Annotated in this window: 19 protein-coding genes; all 19 read right to left on the bottom strand. The window is 42.0% G+C overall.

Annotation, left to right across the window (positions count from 1 at the left end; all coding sequences use genetic code 11):
- Positions 1 to 80: 80 nt before the first annotated feature.
- On the bottom strand, positions 81 to 968 hold the full coding sequence (locus SALPA_RS23085) for an N-acetylmuramoyl-L-alanine amidase (protein ID WP_255451314.1): 888 nt from the start codon (positions 966 to 968) through the stop codon (positions 81 to 83).
- 132 nt (positions 969 to 1,100) lie between these two features.
- Positions 1,101 to 2,345 (bottom strand): glycosyl hydrolase family 18 protein, encoded by a 1,245-nt coding sequence (locus SALPA_RS23080; protein WP_145099553.1) that lies wholly within the window; start codon positions 2,343 to 2,345, stop codon positions 1,101 to 1,103.
- A 181-nt stretch (positions 2,346 to 2,526) separates the two neighbouring features.
- Complete coding sequence (locus tag SALPA_RS23075) at positions 2,527 to 3,249, bottom strand: polysaccharide deacetylase family protein (RefSeq protein WP_145099550.1); 723 nt, start codon at positions 3,247 to 3,249, stop codon at positions 2,527 to 2,529.
- A gap of 116 nt (positions 3,250 to 3,365) precedes the next feature.
- Positions 3,366 to 5,477, bottom strand: coding sequence for a polyribonucleotide nucleotidyltransferase (locus SALPA_RS23070; RefSeq protein ID WP_145099547.1), 2,112 nt, complete (start codon positions 5,475 to 5,477; stop codon positions 3,366 to 3,368).
- Between the two features lie 133 nt (positions 5,478 to 5,610).
- Positions 5,611 to 5,877, bottom strand: a complete 267-nt coding sequence (gene rpsO, locus SALPA_RS23065) for a 30S ribosomal protein S15 (RefSeq protein WP_021167634.1) — start codon at positions 5,875 to 5,877, stop codon at positions 5,611 to 5,613.
- 143 nt (positions 5,878 to 6,020) lie between these two features.
- Complete coding sequence (locus SALPA_RS23060) at positions 6,021 to 6,941, bottom strand: bifunctional riboflavin kinase/FAD synthetase (RefSeq protein WP_186451198.1); 921 nt, start codon at positions 6,939 to 6,941, stop codon at positions 6,021 to 6,023.
- Positions 6,942 to 6,989: 48 nt separating this feature from the next.
- A complete protein-coding gene (gene truB, locus SALPA_RS23055) occupies positions 6,990 to 7,871 on the bottom strand; it encodes a tRNA pseudouridine(55) synthase TruB (RefSeq protein ID WP_145102202.1) in 882 nt (293 codons plus the stop codon).
- Positions 7,852 to 8,841 (bottom strand): bifunctional oligoribonuclease/PAP phosphatase NrnA, encoded by a 990-nt coding sequence (locus tag SALPA_RS23050; protein WP_145099542.1) that lies wholly within the window; start codon positions 8,839 to 8,841, stop codon positions 7,852 to 7,854. The genes truB and SALPA_RS23050 overlap by 20 nt, the downstream gene beginning before the upstream one ends.
- A 7-nt stretch (positions 8,842 to 8,848) precedes the next feature.
- Complete coding sequence (gene rbfA / locus SALPA_RS23045; protein ID WP_145099538.1) at positions 8,849 to 9,202, bottom strand: 30S ribosome-binding factor RbfA; 354 nt, start codon at positions 9,200 to 9,202, stop codon at positions 8,849 to 8,851.
- A gap of 36 nt (positions 9,203 to 9,238) precedes the next feature.
- The gene (gene infB, locus SALPA_RS23040) at positions 9,239 to 11,938 is read right to left on the bottom strand and encodes a translation initiation factor IF-2 (RefSeq protein WP_145099535.1); all 2,700 of its coding nucleotides are present in this window, start codon (positions 11,936 to 11,938) and stop codon (positions 9,239 to 9,241) included.
- Between the two features lie 38 nt (positions 11,939 to 11,976).
- Positions 11,977 to 12,282 (bottom strand): ribosomal L7Ae/L30e/S12e/Gadd45 family protein, encoded by a 306-nt coding sequence (locus SALPA_RS23035; RefSeq protein WP_145099532.1) that lies wholly within the window; start codon positions 12,280 to 12,282, stop codon positions 11,977 to 11,979.
- Positions 12,279 to 12,542: an RNase P modulator RnpM gene (rnpM, locus tag SALPA_RS23030; RefSeq protein WP_255451313.1), complete on the bottom strand. Its 264-nt coding sequence runs from the start codon at positions 12,540 to 12,542 to the stop codon at positions 12,279 to 12,281. Before rnpM ends, SALPA_RS23035 begins: the two co-directional genes overlap by 4 nt.
- Complete coding sequence (gene nusA, locus SALPA_RS23025; RefSeq protein ID WP_145099529.1) at positions 12,539 to 13,618, bottom strand: transcription termination factor NusA; 1,080 nt, start codon at positions 13,616 to 13,618, stop codon at positions 12,539 to 12,541. The genes rnpM and nusA overlap by 4 nt, the downstream gene beginning before the upstream one ends.
- Positions 13,619 to 13,647: 29 nt before the next feature.
- Positions 13,648 to 14,106, bottom strand: a complete 459-nt coding sequence (gene rimP / locus SALPA_RS23020) for a ribosome maturation factor RimP (protein WP_145099526.1) — start codon at positions 14,104 to 14,106, stop codon at positions 13,648 to 13,650.
- 338 nt (positions 14,107 to 14,444) lie between these two features.
- Positions 14,445 to 18,119 (bottom strand): PolC-type DNA polymerase III, encoded by a 3,675-nt coding sequence (locus SALPA_RS23015; protein WP_145099523.1) that lies wholly within the window; start codon positions 18,117 to 18,119, stop codon positions 14,445 to 14,447.
- A 35-nt stretch (positions 18,120 to 18,154) separates the two neighbouring features.
- Complete coding sequence (locus SALPA_RS23010) at positions 18,155 to 18,826, bottom strand: MgtC/SapB family protein (RefSeq protein ID WP_255451312.1); 672 nt, start codon at positions 18,824 to 18,826, stop codon at positions 18,155 to 18,157.
- 83 nt (positions 18,827 to 18,909) lie between these two features.
- Positions 18,910 to 20,625, bottom strand: a complete 1,716-nt coding sequence (locus SALPA_RS23005; protein WP_145099517.1) for a proline--tRNA ligase — start codon at positions 20,623 to 20,625, stop codon at positions 18,910 to 18,912.
- Positions 20,625 to 21,698 (bottom strand): flavodoxin-dependent (E)-4-hydroxy-3-methylbut-2-enyl-diphosphate synthase, encoded by a 1,074-nt coding sequence (ispG, locus tag SALPA_RS23000; RefSeq protein WP_145099514.1) that lies wholly within the window; start codon positions 21,696 to 21,698, stop codon positions 20,625 to 20,627. Before ispG ends, SALPA_RS23005 begins: the two co-directional genes overlap by 1 nt.
- Before the next feature lie 14 nt (positions 21,699 to 21,712).
- Positions 21,713 to 22,744 (bottom strand): RIP metalloprotease RseP, encoded by a 1,032-nt coding sequence (gene rseP / locus SALPA_RS22995; RefSeq protein WP_145099511.1) that lies wholly within the window; start codon positions 22,742 to 22,744, stop codon positions 21,713 to 21,715.
- Between the last annotated feature and the right edge of the window lie 10 nt (positions 22,745 to 22,754).

Genomic DNA, 22,754 nt, shown 5'->3' with positions numbered 1-22,754 from the left:
TATTATACCTAAATTTGCTAAAGAAAAAAACAGAGATATTCGCACTGCGTTTATCTCTGTTCAAAAACAAACTAATACTACTAGTTGTTAAAGTATTTTACTACACCATTAAAAATACCCTGAGCTATTTTATTGCGGTAATTATCTTCCTGCAACTTACGGGCCTCGCTCTCATTGCTCACAAAACCCATTTCGACCAAAATGCTCGGCATGGATGTATTGCGCAGCACATAGAAAGTAGCTGAGGAAGTTCCTTTATCTACAGCACCGGTTTCTTTAATGATACTGTTTTGAACCTCAAGTGCCAATTTCGACGATTTGCCACTAGGATAAAAAGTCATCGTTCCATATAAGGAAGAGTCGGGATTGGAGTTCGAGTGGACACTGACAAAAATATCTGCATTATTCGCTTCAGCAATATCCACGCGTGCTGCCAACTCCTGACCTAACGAACTACCTTCAGGTGCAACAGTGCGGTCATTTTCCCTGGTCATAATTACTTTTGCTCCAGCTTTAGTCAGCTTATCCCTCAATTTGAGACTAACTGCTAAGTTGTTATCTGTTTCTCTGGTGCTATTAGCTACAGCACCTGGATTGCTACCACCATGACCAGGATCAACAACAATAACTTTACCGCGTAATATACCGCTGTCTACAATACCTGTAGTCCCTTCATCAGCAGGAAGCGGTGTCACTTTTACTGGATTTTCGGGTAAGGTAGTTGCTGCTTTGCCACCACTAAAAATATTCAATATTGGCCCGAGTATTTTATCAAATAATAAACTAAATAGCTTGCTAAATACGTCTGACCCGCCAGCCCCACTATCGGTGGATGAAACAGTCGAAACTGCCAGAGTATTAATAACACTGTCCAAAGCGGCAGCATGACTTACTTGTACTGGTCCTACTATATTAAATACCAAGACCAAAAGCATGGTTACTATCAATATTTTTTTACTATACACCATTAAACCTCCTGTGTTGAGTTTTATTCAGCGTGGTGAAGCTCTTTCCAGGCGGGTGGTGTGTTGGCAAAAGCGGAAGTTAATACACCACCCGCTTGTGCCTCAAACTTCTTTATTGCGGAATATATATTGAAATTACTTATGAAACTTATCCCGCAGGATTGGCCAAACTCCGGGATCTTCTTCGCCAAGCTTCCACATAGCTGCACCGGCAATATCATATTTGGTAATAAGCGCCAGTTTATGTTTTATACTTTCGCTGCTTTCAAACCAAACTGTGTGTGCAATACCGTCAGCGGCAGTGTAACTAAAATACGGAGATTTCGCTGCATCATCCCATTGTACTGCTTGTCCATAACGCTGGGATAAATCCATTATCGCCTTATATTCTAACGACTGTGTTCCTTGGGCTGACCAATCATACCCATAGGCCGCAATACCAAGGTATAGTTTATTCTTAGGGATAAACTTGAGCGCATATTTTAGGCTGTTCTCTACCCAACCAATATCCGCAATCGGGCCTGGCCCACTCCACATGCCGTGATTGTCATAAGCCATAATCATAATCTTGTCAGCATAGCTAGCTAGTTCTGCATAATCATAGGCAGCTGCCACATCGTTATTTTCATCTTGTTTTGGAAAAACATCAATTGTCACAAGCAAGCCTTGTGGTTTGAGGCGGGCAGAAAGCTCCCGCATAAATGCTGTCAGGCTATCACGATCCTCAGCAGGCACCATTTCAAAGTCAACATTGATACCATCAAGGTTATACTTCTTGATATAGGCCTCAAAATTGTCAATTGCTTTCGTCCTAAGTGCCGGATTTGCCAGTACGGTATGAACTGGCGCTGTAGTGTTGTTATCTTGCTTGGCATTATTAACCAGCAGCAATACTGTCATATCCTTCTGCTGAGCAGTTTTAACCACTGCAGCATGGTCATTGCCGCCGCGGTCAATCACTGTGCCATCAGCCTGCATTGTAGCCCAGAATGGGGCAATTGTTTTAATTACATCAGTATTTTTTACCATGGAGTTATAAGAAGAAGTATCTTCTCCCCACCATTCGGCGTAAAAACCCACAAATTCTTTCGGTGATGAACTGGTTGATCCACTGGCAGAGTTATTGTTCGTTCCTACATTGGCAGAACTGTTAAAGGCATTGCCCAAAAATTTGCCTAGTAATAGGCCAAGAAAAATATCTAGCATACCTTTACCAGTACTCATGCCAGTCGATGCACTAGAGTCGTCATTAGCCGCAGTAGCTTTCCCTAGTAAATCAGCTATTGAAAAGGCGGCATATGCAGGGGTAACAGGCAGCATAATGGTCATCATAAAAACCATTATTACTACCCATGATAGTAAATTCTTGTATTTATTCATACGGCAACCTCCATTCCAAAAAGCATGGCTTACCTGAAGCCTTTGAGAAAAGTGAAAGGCTTCAGGTAATTTAGTCCTTGGCTAAACATAATAAAATGTTTTTTAATTATGTAAACATAATACTATCATAAATGACGGAATTAAGCAATAAAAAAAGCAGGCTTTCGCCTGCCTATTTATTCTATTTTAGTATATCAGATACTGTCGTTATAGTATATCCACGTTTCTTTATTTCAGCAATTAACCCTGGAAGAGCCTTAGCGGTTGGTGCTGTCGGATGCATCAGAATAATAGCACCATTATGAAGTTTTTTTAGCACCCGCTCGGTGATAACTTCAGGGGGCGGGCGCTTCCAGTCAATCGTATCAATACTCCACATAATAGTAGTATAGTCGAGTTCTTGTGCAGCTAGCAGTACTGTATTGTTGTATTCACCATAGGGAGGTGCATATAAATTTGTTTTTATCCCTGTAACGCTGTTCACAAGCTCCTCTGTTTTTACTATCTGTTCTTTATTCTTTTCTTTACTTAAGTTATTAGGATGCGGATGACTATAGGTATGGTTTCCAAGTTCGTGGCCTCTATTAGCCATATCTTTAAGTACTTCCGGGTATTTGTTGGCCCAGCTGCCACCAATAAAAAAAGTAATATGAATATTATTTTCATCAAGTGTTTTCAACATGTCTGGGAGATATTCCTCTCCCCAAAATACATTGCAAGCCAATGCAATCTGTGGCTGGGATGGATTACCTTGAAATACCGGCGGCACTGCAGCAGCTAGCTGCGTAGTGCTTACCAGTGGTTGGAGACTGCCTGCCAGCATAGCCACTACCAAAAAAACGCCAATAGTAAAATATACATACCAAGCACGCACTTTTCCTACAGTTACCACTTTACACTGCATATAATCAACTCCTGCTCACTACTCTTGCGTAGTAATACAATGTATTACTATTGCCTGTATTTTATGAGCCAAAATAAAAAGACTTGGCTTATTGCCAAGTCCCAGCTGATTACCTGCTATTTTCCAGCGTTTTCAGGCTGATTTTCCTTTTGTTCGGCCTTCAACAATTCTTTACGAGACAAATTAATACGTCCCTGGCGGTCAATTTCGGTCACTTTGACCATAATTTCATCGCCTACTTTAACGACATCTTCCACTTTGGCAATACGTTCAAGTGCGAGTTGCGAGATATGCACAAGACCTTCCTTACCAGGAATAATTTCGACAAATGCGCCAAAATTCATTAATCGAGTGACTTTGCCAGTATATGTGGCACCAACTTCCACACTGCGTATTAAGGCTTCAATGATGCTCACTGCCTTCTGGCCAGCCTCAACATCAACAGCTGCGATGAAAACCTTACCATCATCTTCAATATCAATGCTAACGCCTGTCTCTTCAATAATTTTCTTAATTGTCTTGCCGCCTGGTCCAATAACATCCCGGATTTTATCCGGATCAATTTCCATAGTAATAATGCGTGGTGCAAACGGGGAAAGTTCTTTTCTGGGTTCTTTGATTGCCTCAAGCATTTTGCCTAGTATATGCATCCGGCCACGTTTCGCTTGTGCTAACGCATCTTTAAAAATTGCTTCCGTAATCCCCGATATTTTCATATCCATCTGCATGGCAGTTACACCTTTAGTAGTACCAGCCACTTTAAAATCCATATCTCCAAGCGCGTCTTCCATGCCTTGAATATCAGTTAAGATTGTGTAATTGCTGCCATCTTTAACTAAGCCCATAGCAACACCAGATACCGGTGCTTTAATTGGGACACCTGCATCCATTAGGGATAAGGTACTACCGCATACACTGCCCATAGAAGTAGAGCCATTGGACTCTAGTACCTCTGATACTAAACGAAGGGTATACGGGAACTCCATCTCGGAAGGGATAACAGGTACTAGTGCCCGCTCAGCTAATGCACCATGACCGATTTCACGGCGTCCAGGTCCACGTGAAGGTCTAGTCTCACCAACACTAAATGACGGAAAATTATAATGATGCATATAGCGTTTGGATTCCTCAACTCCAAGACCATCAAGAATCTGTTCGTCGCCAATAGCTCCTAAAGTAGTGATAGTAAACACTTGTGTTTGACCACGTGTAAACAGTCCAGAACCATGAGTACGTGCCAACAAACCTACTTCACAGGTAATAGGGCGTACTTCGTCAATCTGACGGCCATCAGGACGAATTTTATCTACAGTAATCATTTTCCGCACAATCTCTTTGAGAATCTTTTGGAACATATTATTAATATCTTTTCCGTTCTCAGGGTAAATTGACAAGAAATGCTCGGTAGCTTCAATTTTAATCTGTTTGATATTTTCCTCACGTACAAGTTTGTCCGCATTAGCTACAGCAGCTTTTAACTGTTCGGTTATGTACTCACGCATAGCCACGTCAATTTCGGTTGGCACCTCATAAATCGGTTTTTCCTTTTTAGGCTTGCCAATTTTAGCAATAATAGTTTCTTGAAAAGCCACTATCTCTTTAATTGCGGCATGTCCAAATAAAATAGCTTCAAGCATGGTATCTTCAGATAATTCATTTGCTCCTGCTTCAACCATCAAGATAGCATCTTTTGTGCCTGCTACAGCTAAGTTAAGATCACTTTTTTCTTGCTGCTCTATCGTAGGATTCAAAATAAATTGATTATCAATCAACCCGACGCGAACGCCGCCAATAGGCCCGTTAAAAACAATGTCAGAAATACTTAAAGCGCAAGAGGCACCAATCATAGCTGCAATATCAGGCGGGTTATTTTGATCCACTGACATTACTGTAGCTACTACGTGAACATCATTACGCAATCCATCGGCAAACAGTGGTCGAATCGGGCGATCAATTAAACGGCTAGCTAAAATAGATGCTTCACTTGGACGCCCTTCCCGCTTTATAAAACCACCAGGAATTTTACCTACCGAATATAAGCGTTCCTCATAATCAACTGTTAACGGGAAAAAGTCAATACCTGGTCTCGGTTCAGCTGATTGGGTTGCTGCGACCAACACTGCAGTATCGCCATAACGCACCAATACCGCACCGCTGGCTTGTTTAGCCATTTTCCCTGATTCAATGATCAAGGTCCGGCCACCTAGTTCCATCTGGAATTTTTCCATATTTTATTTTCCTCCTCTGTATAAGCCCCTTTTCTTTTAGCAAAGATTAACTGTTCGACATTTTTCTTATTATTCCCTCTTTTATTTTCTTTAACCTAAGAAAAAAATAAAAAGCGGAAAATCCGCTTTTTACTTATTTCCGCAAGTTAAGTTTTTCTAAAATTGAACGATAGCGCTCAATATCGCTTTCACGCAGATAATTCAAGAGACCTCTGCGCTGACCAACCATTTTTAGCAGGCCGCGACGGGAGTGATGGTCTTTTTTATGTTCTCTCAAATGTTCAGTTAGATAATTAATACGTTCAGTAAGAATAGCAATCTGAACTTCAGGAGATCCAGTATCATTTAAGTGTACACGATATGTTTCAATGAGCTTTTGTTTGTTTTCAGGTGTCAACACGTGGTTCACCTCCTTTTTCTTGTCTATCCCCATTAGCCAAGACATCGCCGGAGACTCGATTATCCTCGCTACGGTTACTAATGTGATTTACTCACTAAAAGATATTTTACCATAAAAATTAAAGCATGTAAACCACAGAACGATTAAAAGTAATGTTTACGAGAAAATTCAATATCTGCCTGCATTTGCTCTTTGAGTTGCCTAACGTTAGTAAAAGCAATCTCACCCCGAATTCTATCGATAAATTGAATCTTTAGCTGCTGCCCATAAATAACGCGGTCAAAGTCCAATATATGTACCTCAATACGGTGGGTTTGACGAGTAAAAGTAGGATTATTGCCAACATTGGCAACACCATTATGCTTAGTACCGGCTTCGTCATATACGTAAACAGCATAAACCCCGTCACTCGGAACCAAAAGCCCCTGCATAATCGCCAAATTTGCTGTAGGAAAACCGAGCTTTCGCCCGCGTTGGTCGCCTGTACTGATTTTCCCGGATATAGTTATTGGCCGGCCAAGTAAGTTTGCTGCCTGCTTAACCGCACCCTCTGTAACTAGTTGCCTAATGACAGTACTGCTTACAATAACCCCTTCCCTATCCACCATATTGACTACATCGACAGTAAAACCGTGTTTAGCGCCAGCAGCTGTTAAAAGCGCTGGCGTTCCAGCCCCCCGATATCCATAAGTGAAGTTGGCACCAACAATTATATGCCGAAGATTAATGTTAGTAACTATTTTCTCAATAAATTTTTCAGGAGTTAACTGCAAGAATTCGGTAGTAAAGGGAACATTAAATAACATGTCCACACCCAACTCGGCAATTAAATTTACCTTTTCCTGATTAGTTACAATAAGTGGCGGACAGCGGTCAGCATCAATCACGTCAAGCGGATGATTACTAAAAGTAAAGACCGCACTGCTGCAGTTTTTATTTTTTGCCAGTTGCAGTGTACGCATAATAATTGCCTGATGTCCAATATGGATACCATCAAAAGTACCTAAAGCCATATAGACAGGTGGATGGTGCTTCACGTTCTCTATCTGGTTAAAGACTTTCATTCTCTTTCTGTTTCTCCTCATTACCCGTCTATGTAAGAATCCGGACCGTTACAGGCCCGGACTTAATATTTTCACGGGAGTTAGTGTTACATGCCCGTCCAGTTGACATGTTTCTCGACCAATACCAATGAATGCGCTTTCCCTATCATACATTTTTATTAAATCAGAACCGCTTTGATTGCAGCAGATACTACGCCCATTTTTTATAGCCTGGGCTTCTTGTTCTGACAACATGATCGCTGGCAGATGAGCCAAAACACTATCCGCAGCTTGAATAGCTTGCTCTTTATTAGCGGCAATTTCTTCAAGAGTCAAAGCATGCTCTAAATGAAAATTTCCTACTCTTGTCCTGACTAGAAAACTCATTACTGCTAAACAATTTAACCGGGAGCCGATATCAGAACACAAAACCCTGATATAAGTTCCTTTAGAACAGGTTACATCAAATACAATACCTGTTTCGCATTCAGTTATAAGTGAGATCGTATCGATACTAATTTTACGCGGTTTTCGCTCAACAACCTGACCTTGCCTGGCCAGTTCATACAACTTTTTACCACCAATTTTTATAGCAGAATACATCGGCGGAATTTGCTCATTTTCGCCGACAAAAGAAGCAAGTGCAGCCTCAATCTCATTCAACTTGGGCCGAATATATGGACGACTATTTATAATTTTTCCGGTATCATCACCAGTATCTGTTTCAAAGCCAAAGGTAAGCTCAGCCCGATAACTTTTATCTGCGTCAGCCAGGTATTCAACAAGCCTGGTTGCATTGCCAATAAACACGGGTAATACGCCTGCTGCTGCAGGATCCAATGTACCCGCATGCCCAACACGTTTTATGCTATATAGCCGCCGGATATACGACACAACATCATGTGATGTCATGCCCGGCGGTTTAAGTACATTAATTATCCCGCTCTGCATCATCGACTCCTAATCCTGTAACTAACAGTTGTTTAGCCGCGTCTATAATCAAAGTTTTAGCTCTGCCAAGAGTTTCTGTCACCGTACAGCCAGCCGCCCGGGCATGACCACCGCCGCCAAAGGCAAGTGCAAGCTGACTTACATCTACCATTTTTGAACGTAAGCTAACCCTAATACTGTGAGTATCGGCTTCTTTAAACATAATGGCAATTTCAATGCCTTCAATATTGCGGGGATAGTTAATAAATCCTTCTGTATCATCTTTGAAATCAGCCAATATTTCTTGACTCAATGTCAAGGTTGCAATTTGCCCATTTTGACCACCTTCGATAATTTCGAGTGTTTCAAGCACTTTAGGCAATGCCTTAATCACAGCCAGTGGCTTAGCATCCAGATATTCAGAAATAGTATGCGGCTTTGCACCCAAAGCTACTAGTTCTGAAGCAAGTTTTAGCGTTTCTGCTGAAGTATTGGCATAGCGAAAAAAACCGCAGTCAGTAGCTATTGCCAAAAACAAAGCGGTAGCCATACCGCTAGTAATAGCTGCATTCATTTCTTTTAGCAGTTTAAAAATCAATTCTCCTGTTGCCGCTACTTGACTGTCTATATACCAATACTCCGCAAACTTAAGATTAGATATATGGTGGTCAATATTCAGGATAGGCGCTGTAACAACATCCTTTACTTTACCAATCCGTTCTAAGTCGCTGGAATCAAGCACTACCAACAAATCGATCTCAGTCATTACACTTTGGGGCTGTTCGATTTTTTTCCAATCAGCAAGAAATCGAAAAGCACGAGGAACTTCATCATCAAGTAGCATTTTGACATTTTTCCCTTGGGCTGATAAATAGGCATAAAGTGCCAGCATTGACCCTAGTGCATCGCCATCAGGATGGATATGGGCAGTAAGCACGATATGATTAGCCTGACTTAACAGCTTAGCGCTGTGTTTAATAGACACTTCCATATTGTTACTAGTTGCCTTCTTCCTGCTTGATTTTTAAAATCAATTCCTGAATACGTGCACTATACTCTAAGGTTTCATCAAGATGCAAAGATAGTTCGGGAGTACATCTCATTCTAATTCGTTTGCCAATTTCCGCCCGCATATACCCTAAGGCTTTAGTCAATCCGGCCCAAGTCTCTGTCTTTTGATCATCATTTCCCATTAAGCTGACATATACTTTAGCACTTCGCAAGTCACCAGTAGCTTCCACTCTGGTTACTGTTACAAAACCAATGCGTGGATCTTTAAGCTCAGACAGAATGATTTTACTGATTTCTTGTTTAATGAATTCCTGCACTTTTTCTACCCGCAGTTGTCCCATCGTAATTCCTCCACCATCTTGACATACCGTTTACGCTTAAGCCTTAGGCGCGACCTCTTCCATGGTAAAAGCTTCAATCGTGTCGCCTTCTTTAACATCCCGAAACTTTTCAATGGTTATACCGCACTCATATCCTTGTGCAACTTCTTTAACATCATCTTTAAAGCGGCGGAGTGATTCAAGCTTTCCTTCATGAATAACAATACCATCTCTAATCAGTCGAACTTGTGCAGTACTTGTTATTTTCCCTTCAAGTACATACGAACCTGCAACTACTGCTTTAGGAATAGAAATAACTTGCCGTACCTCTACCCGTCCTAGTATAACTTCCTTAAACTCGGGTGCCAGCATTCCGGTAATAGCAGCTTCTACATCATTAATGGCATCATAAATAACGCGATAAAGCCTGATATCAATTTTTTCACTATCAGCAGCCTTACGGGCATTCCCAGCAGGTCGAACGTTAAAGCCAATAATAAGTGCGTTGGAAGCAGCTGCCAGCATAACATCAGATTCATTAATAGCTCCGACACCGGCATGAACAATGTTTACCCTGACTTCCTTGTTTTTGATATTTAACAACGATTGCCGCAGTGCTTCAACAGAGCCTTGAACATCTGCTTTAACGACTATATTGAGATCTTTTATACTGCCTTCCTGAATTTGATTAAATAAATCTTCAAGCGAAACTTTCTGCGATTGTTTAATCTCGTCAGTACGTTTTTTGGCCACACGTTTTTCAGCCACAACTCTAGCTGTCCGCTCATCCACAGCTACTAAAATATCTCCTGCTGCTGGGACATCTGCTAACCCAAGTACTTCTACCGGCGTAGAAGGCTCAGCTTTCTTTATCTTCTCGCCTCGGTCATTAGTCATGGCTCGAACTTTACCATAAGCTGTTCCGGCGATAATTGTATCACCGACCCGTAGTGTTCCTTTTTGTACAAGCACTGTTGATACTGGACCGCGTCCTTTATCAAGTTTAGCCTCAATAATTATGCCATAGGCAAGACGGTTGGGGTTTGCTTTAAGGTCAAGCATTTCAGCGACTAGTAAAATCATTTCAAGTAAGTCACTAATACCTGTCTTTTGGTGAGCAGACACCGGTACCATAATGGTCTCGCCGCCCCAATCTTCAGGTATTAATTGGTGTTCTGCCAACTGTTGCTTAACTCTGTCAGGATTCGCCCCTGGGCGGTCCATTTTATTGATAGCTACAATAATTGGTACTTTCGCTGATTTAGCATGATTAATAGCCTCTATAGTCTGAGGCATAACACCATCATCAGCTGCAACTACTAAAATGGCAATATCGGTAGCTTGTGCACCACGCGCACGCATGGCTGTAAAAGCTTCATGCCCTGGGGTATCTAGAAAGACGATTTTCTTCCCTTTGCACATCACCTGATAAGCGCCAATATGCTGTGTAATCCCGCCAGCTTCTTGCGTTGTGACATGTGTTTGACGGATAGAATCTAAGAGTGAAGTTTTACCATGGTCAACATGACCCATAACAGTAACAACTGGCGGCCGGTAAACCAAGTCCTTTTCCTCATCTTCGATTTCGGGAATCTCTGTTGGATCTTCCTCAGGCGGAATTGCTTCTACCTCAACCCCGAATTCTCCGCCTAAAATACAGGCAGTATCAAAATCAACTTCTTGATTAATATTCACCATGGTTCCCAGCATCATCAGCTTTTTGATAATTTCGCTGACTTCGCGGCCCATTTTACCTGCAAGATCTTTAACTGCAATTGATTCGCCAATCCGAATACTTTTCGGTTTTGGCATCTCAACTTTTACATGAGGAGCCTGATTTTTCCCGGGCTGGTGTCTGTGTTGATTAGAACGCTGATTCCTATTTCCATGTCCTGGGCCACCGCTATTGCGAGAGTTATTAGTAAAGGGACGACGATTATTGTTAGCCGTCTGTTGTCCTTGCTGGCCAGCCCCCGAACGTTGTTGGGTATTCGAGGTTTGCCCTGCAGTTTGCGAACGATTATTAGATTGCTGTTGATTATTAAAGCCTGGACGATTCGTTGCTGGCTGCTGCTGATTATTATAGCCCGAACGATTATTAGATTGTTGTTGATTGTTAAAGCCCGGACGGTTAGTTGACTGTTGTTGTTGATTGTTATAACCCGGACGGTTACCGGTTTGTGGTTGCTGATGGTTATAGCCCGGACGGTTAGTTGATTGCTGTTGATTATTGCTATAACCCGGACGGTTACCTGCTTGTGGCTGCTGATGGTTATTATAACCCGGACGGTTAGTTGATTGCTGACTATTGTTAGAGCCCGAACGATTACCTGCTTGTGGCTGCTGATTATTGTTAGTGCCCGGACGGTTACCTGCTTGTGGTTGATTACGGTTAGAGCCCGGACGGTTGCCTGCTTGTGGTTGATTATGGTTAGAACCCGGACGGTTACCGGTTTGTGGTTGATTATGGTTAGACTGAGGACGATTTGGCTGCAGGTTTGCAGTTTGGGCTTCCTTTACCGATTGCAGCACATTCCTTGGTTCGTTCTTTTCAGATTGAACAGGCTGCGCCGCCTGTGTTGGTTCATTTGTTCCAGTCTTTCTGGCAAAAGTCCGTTCAATAGCAACTTTGGCATCATCATCCACACTACTCATGTGATTTTTAGCAACAATGCTATGCCGTCCTAAAATATCTATGATAACCTTGCTGGTTGTATTATGTTCTTTGGCTAATTCATATACTCTATATTTGGACATTGATCCACCCCCATTTTCTTTCTCTCCCATAGGAACAATTACTCTTGCAAATTCAAAGTAATTGGCTTGACAAAACCTTCATCAGTTATCACCACAGCAGCCCGTAATGCTTTGCCGATAGCACCACCTAACTGTTCTTTCGATAAAACACAGAAAACAGTAATATTTTTTGCTGCTGCCAAATGCTGATACTCTTTTTTAGTACTTTCAGAAGCATCAGCAGCAATAATAAGCAATCTAGCTTTACCTGATTTGATAGCACCCTGTACAGCAAAATCACCAGAAACAATTTTGCCTGCCTTTTGAGCCAGCCCCAAAAGCGACATTAGTTTTTGCTGATTCATTCTATAATCCCAAGTCTAAGCGCAGCATAAACCTCTTCTCCAATCGGATGTTTCAGCGCCTTTTCCAGTCGTTTTTCTTTAAAAGCTTTTGTCAGACATTGCTCACTACGGCACATATAAGCACCTCGTCCGGCCTTTTTACCGCTCGGATCCAGAACAATCTCGCCCTCTGGTGTTCGAACAACTCTCAACAATTCTTTTTTAGATTTCATATCCTGACAGCCCACACACATTCTGAACGGAATTTTTTTTGGTTTCACTCCAATTCCTCCTGCGCCAAATTCACTGGCGCATTCGGCAATTGCGCAGCTTGCGACTCGCTCTTAATGTCAATTTTCCAGCCAGTAAGCTTAGCTGCCAGCCGTGCATTCTGCCCTTCTTTCCCGATTGCCAATGAAAGTTGATAATCAGGCACAACCACCCTGGACATCTTTTCTGCTTCCTGAACCTCTACTGAAATTACCCTGGCAGGACTTAATGCATTAGCTATATATTTTGCCGGATCAGTATTCCACTTGACAATATCTATTTTTTCGCCTTTGAGCTCATTAACGATAGTCTGTACCCGCATACCTTTATGACCTACGCAGGCCCCTACCGGATCAACAGTTTCATCACGAGAGTAAACTGCAATTTTAGATCTCATTCCAGGCTCACGTGCTACTGATTTTAATTCAACTACACCATCATGAATTTCTGGAACTTCCAACTCAAACAAGCGCTTTAACAGTCCGGGATGTGTTCTGGATACAAGTATTTGTGGTCCCTTAGTAGTTTTTTTCACTTCCACTATGTATGTTTTCAGTCGATCATTATGTTTATATATTTCATCAGGAATTTGTTCAGACGGTGCCAGAACAGCTTCCGCCTTGCCCAAATCAATAAATACATTCTTTTGTTCAATACGTTGTACAATACCTGTTACAATGTCGCTTTCCCGATTAGAAAATTCTTCATAAATCATGCCCCGTTCGGCTTCTCTAATCCGTTGAACAACAACTTGTTTCGCTGTTTGGGCCGCAATTCTCCCAAAATTCTTAGGAGTAACTTCAAGTTCAACTACATCCTCAAGCTCGTAACGTGGATCAATTACCTTGGCTTCAGTAAGAGATAGTTCAAGACGGGTATCACTAACGTCTTCAACAACATTCTTGCGGGCATAAACATGTATTTCTCCGGTAGTTCGGTCCAAAGCTACCCTTACATTTTGTGCCGAGCTAAAGTTACGTTTATACGCTGAAATCAAGGCTGCTTCAATTGCATCAAACAGAATTTCCGGCGCAATACCCTTTTCTCTTCCCAGTTGTTCAAATGCCTGCATAAATTCTGCATTCATAACAATTCCCCCTTATTCAATTTTCAATGCTAAAATTCTATATGAAGTCTGATTTGCGCAGTCTTTTCTTTTGGGATAGTAACAGTTTGACCATCCATATCAAGCTGAACATTACCATTGAGCAAACCAATTAGCGTCCCCACTAGTAGTTTTTCTCCGTTAATAGGCTCATAGGTTTTCACTTCTATCTTATCACCTGCATGACGGATAAAATCCCGGTCTTTTTTAAGTGGACGATCAAGACCAGGAGAGGAAACTTCAAGATAATAATGATCTTTTATTAAATCACTTTCGTCAAGCTTAGCTTCAAGTTGTTCGCTCACCCACTGGCAATCATCAATCTCAATACCTGATTCTTTATCAAGAAAGACTCTAAGATACCAGTCCCGCTCCTTAACATATTCAACATCAACCAATTCGAGTTTACTATCAACAATAATATCTGAAACAATGGTTTCCACTACTGCTTCTATTTTTTCTCGCAACACAATAATTAACACCTCCAATTAGGGCTTAATAAGCCGTAACAGTTCTTACTTTTTATTGTTTCCTAATATCCTACCTCTCATACCTAATTATGGTAAGAGCGACTAGTGCTAAAATACGATGAAAGAGTGGGTGCTCAATACCCACTCTTAAAAAGTCAAATACCTTTTATACACTCAGTTATTATACCACTAAAATGGTAATTTTACAACCGGCTTTTCATCTGAATTTTATCTTGGATACGAATCACGACCCCGCCTCTATAGGCGGCGTTAATTCAGGTGGAGTAGATTCTCCACCTGAATCCCCAATGTTTCAGTCATACTGAACCGAGTTCACTTCAGGCAAACAACTGGATTTGATCCGAATCATCTAGTCCTGCCAAACAGCCATGATTTTTTAGAACATCAATTACAGTTTTAGAAACTCTGCTGCGCGAGCGCAAATCCTCAATTGACGAAAAATCTCTGTCTTCGCGAGCTGCCACGATGTTATGAGCAGCAGATACTCCTACCCCTTGCAAAGAGCCAATTGGAGGTAAAAGCCCATTATCAACAATCAGAAATTTTTCAGCGTCAGATTTATATAGATCCACCCGGTGAAAGATATACCCTCGCAAGTACATCTCGTGGGCTATTTCTAAAATTGTCTGGATACTCTTCTCTTTAGTTGAAAGCGCATTTCCTTTTTCCTCTAACATCACCAGCTCATCTTTAAGTACTTTAGCACCTTTGACAATTAAGTCTGCATCAAAATCGGTAGCTCTAACGGTGCAATAGGCGGCATAAAACGCCAACGGATGATGTACTTTGCAGTATGCTATCCGGAAAGCCATCATTACATAAGCTACGGCATGGGCTTTGGGAAACATGTATTTTATTTTCTGACAGGATTCAATAAACCACTCCGGTACATTTTTAGCCCTGATCTTTTCGACATCATCAGGCTTTATCCCCTTACCTTTACGCACACTTTCCATGGTTTTAAATGCCAGCAGAGGCTCAACGCCTTTCTGCAGGAGATAAACCATAATGTCATCACGTGTAGAAATGGCCTCAGAAAGTTTGGCAGTTCCACTGCGAATAAGGTCCTGGGCGTTATTAAGCCAGACATCTGTCCCATGAGAAAATCCGCTTATTCGTATCAGTTCACTAAAGGTCTTTGGTTTCGTATCCTCAAGCATTTGCCTTACAAATTTAGTCCCAAATTCTGGTATACCAAAGGTAGCAACCGTACTGTTAAGTGCTTCCGGCGTAAGCTGCAGCGCGGTTGTCGAAGAAAATAGACTCATTGTCGCAGCATCATCAAAAGGAATTGTCTTGGGATCAATATGTGTCAAATCTTCCAGCATTTTAATCACTGTCGGATCATCATGCCCTAAAATGTCAAGTTTGACCAGGCGGCTGCTGATGGAGTGGTAATCAAAGTGAGTAGTAATTGTTGCTGAGTTCTTATCGTCTGCCGGATATTGGATTGGTGTAAAGTGATGCACATCCATATCCCTGGGAATAACCATAATACCGCCTGGATGTTGTCCCGTAGTTCGTTTTACGCCGGTACAACCTCCTACAAGCTTGTTTATATAAGCATTACGAGCGGTAGAGCCTTTGTCATTCAGATAATTTTTTACATAACCATAGGCTGTCTTGTCGGCGATAGTGGCAATCGTCCCGGCCCTAAATACATTATCACGACCAAATAATTCTTCGGTATATTTGTGGGCAACCGGCTGATAATCACCGGAAAAGTTTAGATCAATATCAGGCACTTTATCACCATGGAATCCCATAAATACAGCAAAGGGAATGTCATGGCCATTTTTCTCCATATCAGTCTGGCAATGAGGACAAACTTTCTCCGGCAAATCGAAGCCGCCACCATAACTGCCATCAGTAATAAATTCACTGTATTTACAACTGGGACAGCGCCAATGCGGCGGTAACGGGTTAACTTCCGTTATCCCGGTCATAGTAGCAACAAAAGAAGAGCCTACTGATCCCCTGGAACCTACCAGATAACCATCATCCATCGATTTCTTTACCAGTTTATGGGCGATAAGATATAGTACAGCAAAACCATGATTAATTATCGAATCAAGTTCATTCTCAAGCCGTTTAGCTACAATCTCCGGTAATGGTGTACCATAGAGTTGTTCGGCATTTTGATAGGACATAAATTTAATATCTTCTTCTGCTCCAGGGATTTGCGGCGAATACAATTCTTCCGGGATAGGCTTAATACTTTCAATACTGTCATTAATACGTTTAGGAACCTCTATTACTACTTCATGGGCTTTCTCTGCTCCCAGGTAGCTAAACTCAGCCAACATTTCGTCAGTTGTCCGAAAAAAGAGTGGCGGCTGCTTATCCGCATCATCATAACCCCGGCCTGCCATAAGAATTCGACGATATACTTCATCTTCAGGGTTTAAAAAATGAACGTCACAGGTAGCGGCAACTGGTTTTCCCAATTGCGCGCCAAGCTCGCAAACTTTTTTGTTGATAGCGCGCAATCCTTCTTCATCGGCGATCTTGCCTTTGCGTACTAAAAACTCATTATTGCCTGTAGGCTGAATCTCAAGATAGTCATAATAGTTAGCAATAGTAAGTAATTCTTCCTGGCTGGCACCATTAATCATCGCATGAATTAACTCACCCGCTTCACAAGCTGACCCCAACAATAAGCCTTCCCGGTAATCGTCTAATATCATCCGTGGTATGCGCGGCGTACGATGTAGATACCTAAGATGGGATATTGATACCAACCGGTATAAATTGCGCAGGCCAATATTGTTTTGTGCCAAAATGATAATATGACGAGCCTGATTGATATCGTCATCAAACAGATAGCCTTCCATGCCATAAATCACTTTAATACCAGCACTGGCAGCTTCCTCATAGGCTTCCGGGAAAGCTTGCACTACGCCATGATCAGTAATGGCAATGGCAGAATGCCCCCATTTAGCAGCCGTTTTGACTAAATTTTTTGCAGAAACCACAGCATCCATAGCACTCATACGAGTATGGGCATGTAGTTCAATCCGGCGTATAGGCGCATTATCCTGACGCTCTTCGACTTTTTCTGCGCGACACATACTGTCAGTAAATAGAATTAATTCATTAGCAAATTTGTCATATTGAACTGTCCCTTTAACTGTCGCCTGCATACCGTTTTTAATAAGTCCGGTTGCTTTATCAAACTGCTCTTTATTATCAAAAAAAGCTTTGCCACTAATACCGTCGGTAGGATCAACCAGGTCAAACGTCAACAAAAACCGGCCTGATTTCAATTCTTTTACTTCATGGTTAAGAATCTGACCAGTAAGAACTACATTGCGTGCTTCCTCTTGGATGGCATTTATCGGCTGAACAGCGGCCGCCGCTCCGCGAATATTGCGGCCAAATAGTATTGGGCTATGGCTATCACTGTCTTTTGGTTTATCCTGGAAGGTAACAGCTTCCTTGTACGCGGGAGTTAATAATGCCTCATCACAGTTTACTACTTCTTCCATCTCTGAATAAAGTAATTTCACTTCACAGCTGTGACCAAAATTCCGGATAATGAAGGCTTTTATTACCTGCTCTATGCCACGTTCAGCCAAAATTGCTGTTGACAATCCCCCAACAGTTTCAATGCTAAGCGTTTCCCCATCATACGACCAACTCGCCTGCAAAAGCAAATGTTGAATACCGTAATGGCCTGCCGTAATTTGTTCAACAAATTGTGGCCAGTTCTCCACCAGATATTGCTTCAAATCTTTTGTCTGCTGAGTAAAACGAACAGTAGTTAAACCACATTGTTGACATAGATGCTCTGCTATAATACCAATAGTCTGTTCAGAAACAGGTTTAGCTACGGTTATAAATATGATCCATGTCTTAGCAACCGGGTTTACCTCAACTTTATTAACTTGCGCTGTCTTCACTAATTCCCGGTTAACCGCATCAACTGGTAACTGTTCGACAAATTGGAAAAAACTTTGGCAGTTTTCTGGTATAACACAATAACTAGACATTCAACCTCTCCCATCAATAACAGGTCATCACTATTTTACCACGGTTTATCAATGGATAGCACTCCGTCAATTTCGGCTAGTTCGGCAAATATCTGTATCATATCAGCATTTGCCGGGATTATTAAAACAAACTCAAGGTTTATCACTTTTTGCTCGTGGATATGATGCATGGTTATATTCTTAATACCAATATTATGTTTTCCAAAAAATATACCCACTTGACCAATCTGTCCTGGCTGATCGCGCACAATAATTTTTATTTTATCACGACATTTATTACTCCAGTGACGGCGCTCCACTTGCCCAAATAGTACCAATGTTAAAAATACCAGGGCAGTACCTGCGATACCGGCAAAATATAACCCACAGCCAATAGCCAAGCCAATTCCGGCAACAACCCACAAACTAGCTGCCGTTGTAAGCCCTGTAACAGTCAAGCCTTCCCGTAGAATAGTACCGGCACCTAAAAAGCCAATCCCACTTACTACTTGTGCCGCAATCCGTGCAGGATCCTTGGTAACAGGTTCAAAGCCGGAGAATCCATAAATAGACACAAGCGTCATTAATGTCGACCCTATACATACCAATATATGAGTACGCAAGCCAGCCGGGCGATCCAAACTCTCGCGTTCAAAGCCGATTAAACCGCCAAGAATACAAGAGATTACCAGCCGTAACGTAATATCTATTTCACTGATTGGAGCCACCTTCTCACCTCGCATGCTTTCCCATATAGTTAAAAAGGCGTGATCATCATTATCACGCCTTTTAGTATAAATGGATTATAGTGCTACAACCTAGTTAAAAGTTCTTTGACATTACTAAGATATTCTGCTTGACTAAAATAAAGCACTTCCCCTGTACGCCGCACTTTGATCTCAATTAAATTTTCATTAATTGCCTTCGGACCAATTGTGATCTTAATAGGATAACCAATAAGGTCTGCATCTTTAAATTTAACACCGGGTCGCTCATTGCGATCATCCAAAATAGCCTCTATCCCACTCGCATTTAACTCAGTGTATATTTTCTCTGCTAAGGCCATCTGCTTTTCATCTTTACTGCTGACAGGAATAACTACAGCATGGTAAGGAGCAATAGGTGCAGGCCAGATAATACCATTTTGATCATAATTTTGTTCAATAGCCGCTGCCATTGTACGGCTGACGCCAATGCCATAGCAACCCATAACCATCGGTTTTTCTTTACTATCAACATCAATAAAAGTAGCCTGTAATGCCGTACTATATTTGGTAAATAATTTAAATACCTGGCCAACTTCTATTCCCCGGGCAGTTTTAACAGGAGCACCACAGTGAGGACAAGGATCATTTTCTTTTATCAGTCGAAGGTCTGTAACAATGGACGGTTTAAAATCACGGCCAGGATTGACGTTAATATAGTGAGTATCCGGTTTATTAGCACCGCATACCGCATTACTCATATTCATAACAGTAGCATCGGCAACAATGGTAATATTTTCTTTATCGGTAAGCCCAACAGGGCCAATATAACCAGCTTGACTACCTAATGCATGGGTAATAGCTTCTTCATTAGCCATATCCAGTTGTATACAGCCGACTTTGTTTAATAATTTAATCTCATTTACTTCATGATCGCCGCGAACAAGCGCCAGTACAAGCGTACCAGTATCTGTCCGGTAAGCTAATGTTTTGATCGTCTTTTCTGGTGTGATGCTTAAAAACTGACAGAGTGCAGCAATAGTCTTCATTCCCGGAGTTGTTTTTTCTTCTAGCGGCAGCTGTTCTTCACGCGGAAGACAAATCGGATGCAATTCGGCTTTCTCATCGTTGGCTGCATAATCACATTTTTCACAATAGACAATGCCAGCTTCTCCTGATTCAGCAATTACCATAAATTCGTGTGAACCACTGCCGCCAATAGCACCAGAGTCGGCTTCCACGGCGCGGAAGGTCAGACCACAACGGGTAAATACGCGTAAATAAGCATCATACATTTTGTTATAGCTTTCGTCAAGACCTGCCTCATCGCGATCAAAGGAGTATAAGTCTTTCATAATAAATTCACGACCCCGCATAAGTCCAAACCGCGGCCTAATCTCATCACGATACTTATTTTGAATCTGATAAAGCATAAGTGGCAGCTGACGATAAGAGCGAACATCCCCGCGAACAAGGGTAGTAATCATTTCTTCATGTGTGGGTCCCAGACAAAACTTGCGCTCGTGACGGTCTTGCAAGCGAAACATTTCTTCACCATAAACGCTCCACCGGCCAGTTTCCTGCCACATTTCGGCTGGCTGAAGAATGGGCATTGCCAATTCTTGTCCACCTTTAGCATCCATTTCTTCACGTACTATTTTTTCAATTTTTTTCAGTACCCGCAAAGCTAACGGCAAATAGGAATAAACTCCACCTGTAGCTTTACGAATAAGTCCTGCTCTGAGCATTAATTGATGGCTTACTACTTCGGCTTCAGCCGGAGTTTCTCGTAATGTGGGTGCAAATAATTGGGAAAAGCGCATTAAGTATTGGCCTCCTTACTAAGTTTATCGATTTCAGCAAATAATGTACTTACTAGTTCGCCTTCCGGCACTTTACGAATAATCTCGCCTTTACTGAATAACAGACCTTCCCCTTTACCACCAGCAATACCAACATCGGCATCTCTGGCCTCTCCAGGTCCGTTCACAACACAACCCATTACGGCTACCGTAATGGGGGTTTTCATGGTTTTTAACTTACTGTCTACCTTTTCAGCAACTTCAACCAAATTGATTTGGCAACGCCCACAGGTCGGACAAGATATAAGCGTAGGACCATACTTGCGTAGTCCTAACGATTTAAGAATCTCATTAGCAACATACACCTCTTCGACAGGGTCACCAGTTAATGATACTCTGATTGTGTCACCAATTCCCTGAGCTAAAAGCGCACCAATGCCTACGGCTGACTTAATTACCCCTGAGCGTATTGTCCCCGCCTCAGTAATTCCTAAATGCAATGGATAATCTACAGTTTCTGACATGAGCTCATAGGCTCTGATAGTAAGCGGTACATCATGCGCCTTTAACGATATTTTAATATCATGAAAATTATGATTTTCCAAAATTGCAATATGACTTAGCGCGCTTTCGACCATAGCCTCCGCTGTCGGATGCCCGCCATATTTCGCAAGTATTGCTTTACTTAGTGATCCGGCATTAACCCCAATGCGAATCGGAATTCGCCGTTTTTTGGCCTCTTTAACGATTACGGCCACATGATCGACCTCGCCAATGTTCCCTGGATTTAAACGCAGACCATCGATGCCGCGCTCCATGGCCGCAACCGCCAAACGATAATCAAAGTGAATATCTGCAATAAGGGGAACATCATCTACGGCGGCTTTTATCTGCTCTATAGCCTGAGCGGCAGACATATCAGGTACAGCAACCCGGACTATATCACAGCCGGCATCGATAAGCCGCTTAATTTGCGCTACAGTATCAGCAACATGGTCTGTACGGGTATTTGTCATCGATTGTACCGATATAGGGGCACTGCCACCTACCACCATTTTGCCAACTTGTAGCGGCTGTGTTTTCTTACGCTGCATATTTCATCACCAGCTTAAAACAAATTTAATCGCACTATATCTTTGAAAGTTGCCACAACAAATAGCAGCAGTAACAACGCTAAGCCAATCATCTGAATAAACTGCATTTGACTATCACTAAGCGGTTTACCCCTAATGCCTTCAACAGCCAGTGTGACAACATGCCCACCATCTAATACCGGCACTGGTAAAAGATTAATTAACCCTAAATTAATGCTTAAAAAAGCGGCAAATTGCAGTAATGGAATAATTCCCATTTGGGCAACTTCTCCTGCCATTTGGGCTACACCAATGGGGCCAGCAACATCGGCTGCTGTTTTACCGGTAATCATTTCACCAATACCAATCAGCATAGCTTGCGCTACAGTAACTGTTTGTTTTGCAGCCAGACCAGCAGATTCAATTATTCCAGGCTGGTAGTTATCAATCTGGGGAATAACACCAATAACTCCGCGCTTGCCTTTTTCATCATATTCAGGTGTAAGCACAGCTGTTCTGTTAGTTTCCAAAGCGCGGGAAAAGGTTATCGTGAGCTTGGTTCCTGCATTTGCCTGGATAACACTAACAAAATCCCGCCAGGAATCTACTGCTGTTCCATTTACTGCTGTTATTCTATCACCAGGCAGCAACCCAGCAACAGCAGCTGGCTTATCCGGAAAAATTTTACCTATTATTGGTTGGTTGGAGGGACTGTCAATACCTGCGCTCACAAATACAATAAAAAGCAAGAGCACAGGTAAAACAAAATTCATGACTGAACCAGCTACAATTACTAACATCCTCGCCCAGATAGGCTTAGCACTAAATGAACGCTCATCCTGCTGCTCCTCTGGATCCATACCTGCAATTTTATTAAAACCGCCAAGTGGTATGATACGAATAGAGTAGATGGTCTCACCAATTTTTTTACTTATCAACTTAGGACCAAAGCCGATGGCAAATTCATCCACCCGCATACCCACACTTTTCGCTGTAATAAAGTGACCTAGCTCGTGAAATAAGATAAGTAAACCGAAAACAAAAATAGTCGCAATGACTGTAGACAAATTTTCACCA

The sequence above is a fragment of the Sporomusa sp. KB1 genome, from assembly GCF_007830295.1.
Taxonomy (GTDB): domain Bacteria; phylum Bacillota; class Negativicutes; order Sporomusales; family Sporomusaceae; genus Sporomusa.
The sequence above is the reverse complement of the archived record's forward strand: the minus strand, read 5'-3'. Positions and strand labels throughout refer to the sequence as shown.

Bases quoted from the DNA above. Each gene is read 5' to 3' on its own strand.
- SALPA_RS23085 (WP_255451314.1), bottom strand. From the start codon at position 968: ATGGTGTATAGTAAAAAAATATTGATAGTAACCATGCTTTTGGTCTTG.
- SALPA_RS23080 (WP_145099553.1), bottom strand. From the start codon at position 2,345: ATGAATAAATACAAGAATTTACTATCATGGGTAGTAATAATGGTTTTT.
- SALPA_RS23075 (WP_145099550.1), bottom strand. From the start codon at position 3,249: ATGCAGTGTAAAGTGGTAACTGTAGGAAAAGTGCGTGCTTGGTATGTA.
- SALPA_RS23070 (WP_145099547.1), bottom strand. From the start codon at position 5,477: ATGGAAAAATTCCAGATGGAACTAGGTGGCCGGACCTTGATCATTGAA.
- SALPA_RS23060 (WP_186451198.1), bottom strand. From the start codon at position 6,941: ATGAAAGTCTTTAACCAGATAGAGAACGTGAAGCACCATCCACCTGTC.
- truB (WP_145102202.1), bottom strand. From the start codon at position 7,871: ATGCAGAGCGGGATAATTAATGTACTTAAACCGCCGGGCATGACATCA.
- SALPA_RS23050 (WP_145099542.1), bottom strand. From the start codon at position 8,841: ATGGAAGTGTCTATTAAACACAGCGCTAAGCTGTTAAGTCAGGCTAAT.
- rbfA (WP_145099538.1), bottom strand. From the start codon at position 9,202: ATGGGACAACTGCGGGTAGAAAAAGTGCAGGAATTCATTAAACAAGAA.
- infB (WP_145099535.1), bottom strand. From the start codon at position 11,938: ATGTCCAAATATAGAGTATATGAATTAGCCAAAGAACATAATACAACC.
- SALPA_RS23035 (WP_145099532.1), bottom strand. From the start codon at position 12,282: ATGAATCAGCAAAAACTAATGTCGCTTTTGGGGCTGGCTCAAAAGGCA.
- nusA (WP_145099529.1), bottom strand. From the start codon at position 13,618: ATGAATGCAGAATTTATGCAGGCATTTGAACAACTGGGAAGAGAAAAG.
- SALPA_RS23015 (WP_145099523.1), bottom strand. From the start codon at position 18,119: ATGTCTAGTTATTGTGTTATACCAGAAAACTGCCAAAGTTTTTTCCAA.
- SALPA_RS23005 (WP_145099517.1), bottom strand. From the start codon at position 20,625: ATGCGCTTTTCCCAATTATTTGCACCCACATTACGAGAAACTCCGGCT.
- ispG (WP_145099514.1), bottom strand. From the start codon at position 21,698: ATGCAGCGTAAGAAAACACAGCCGCTACAAGTTGGCAAAATGGTGGTA.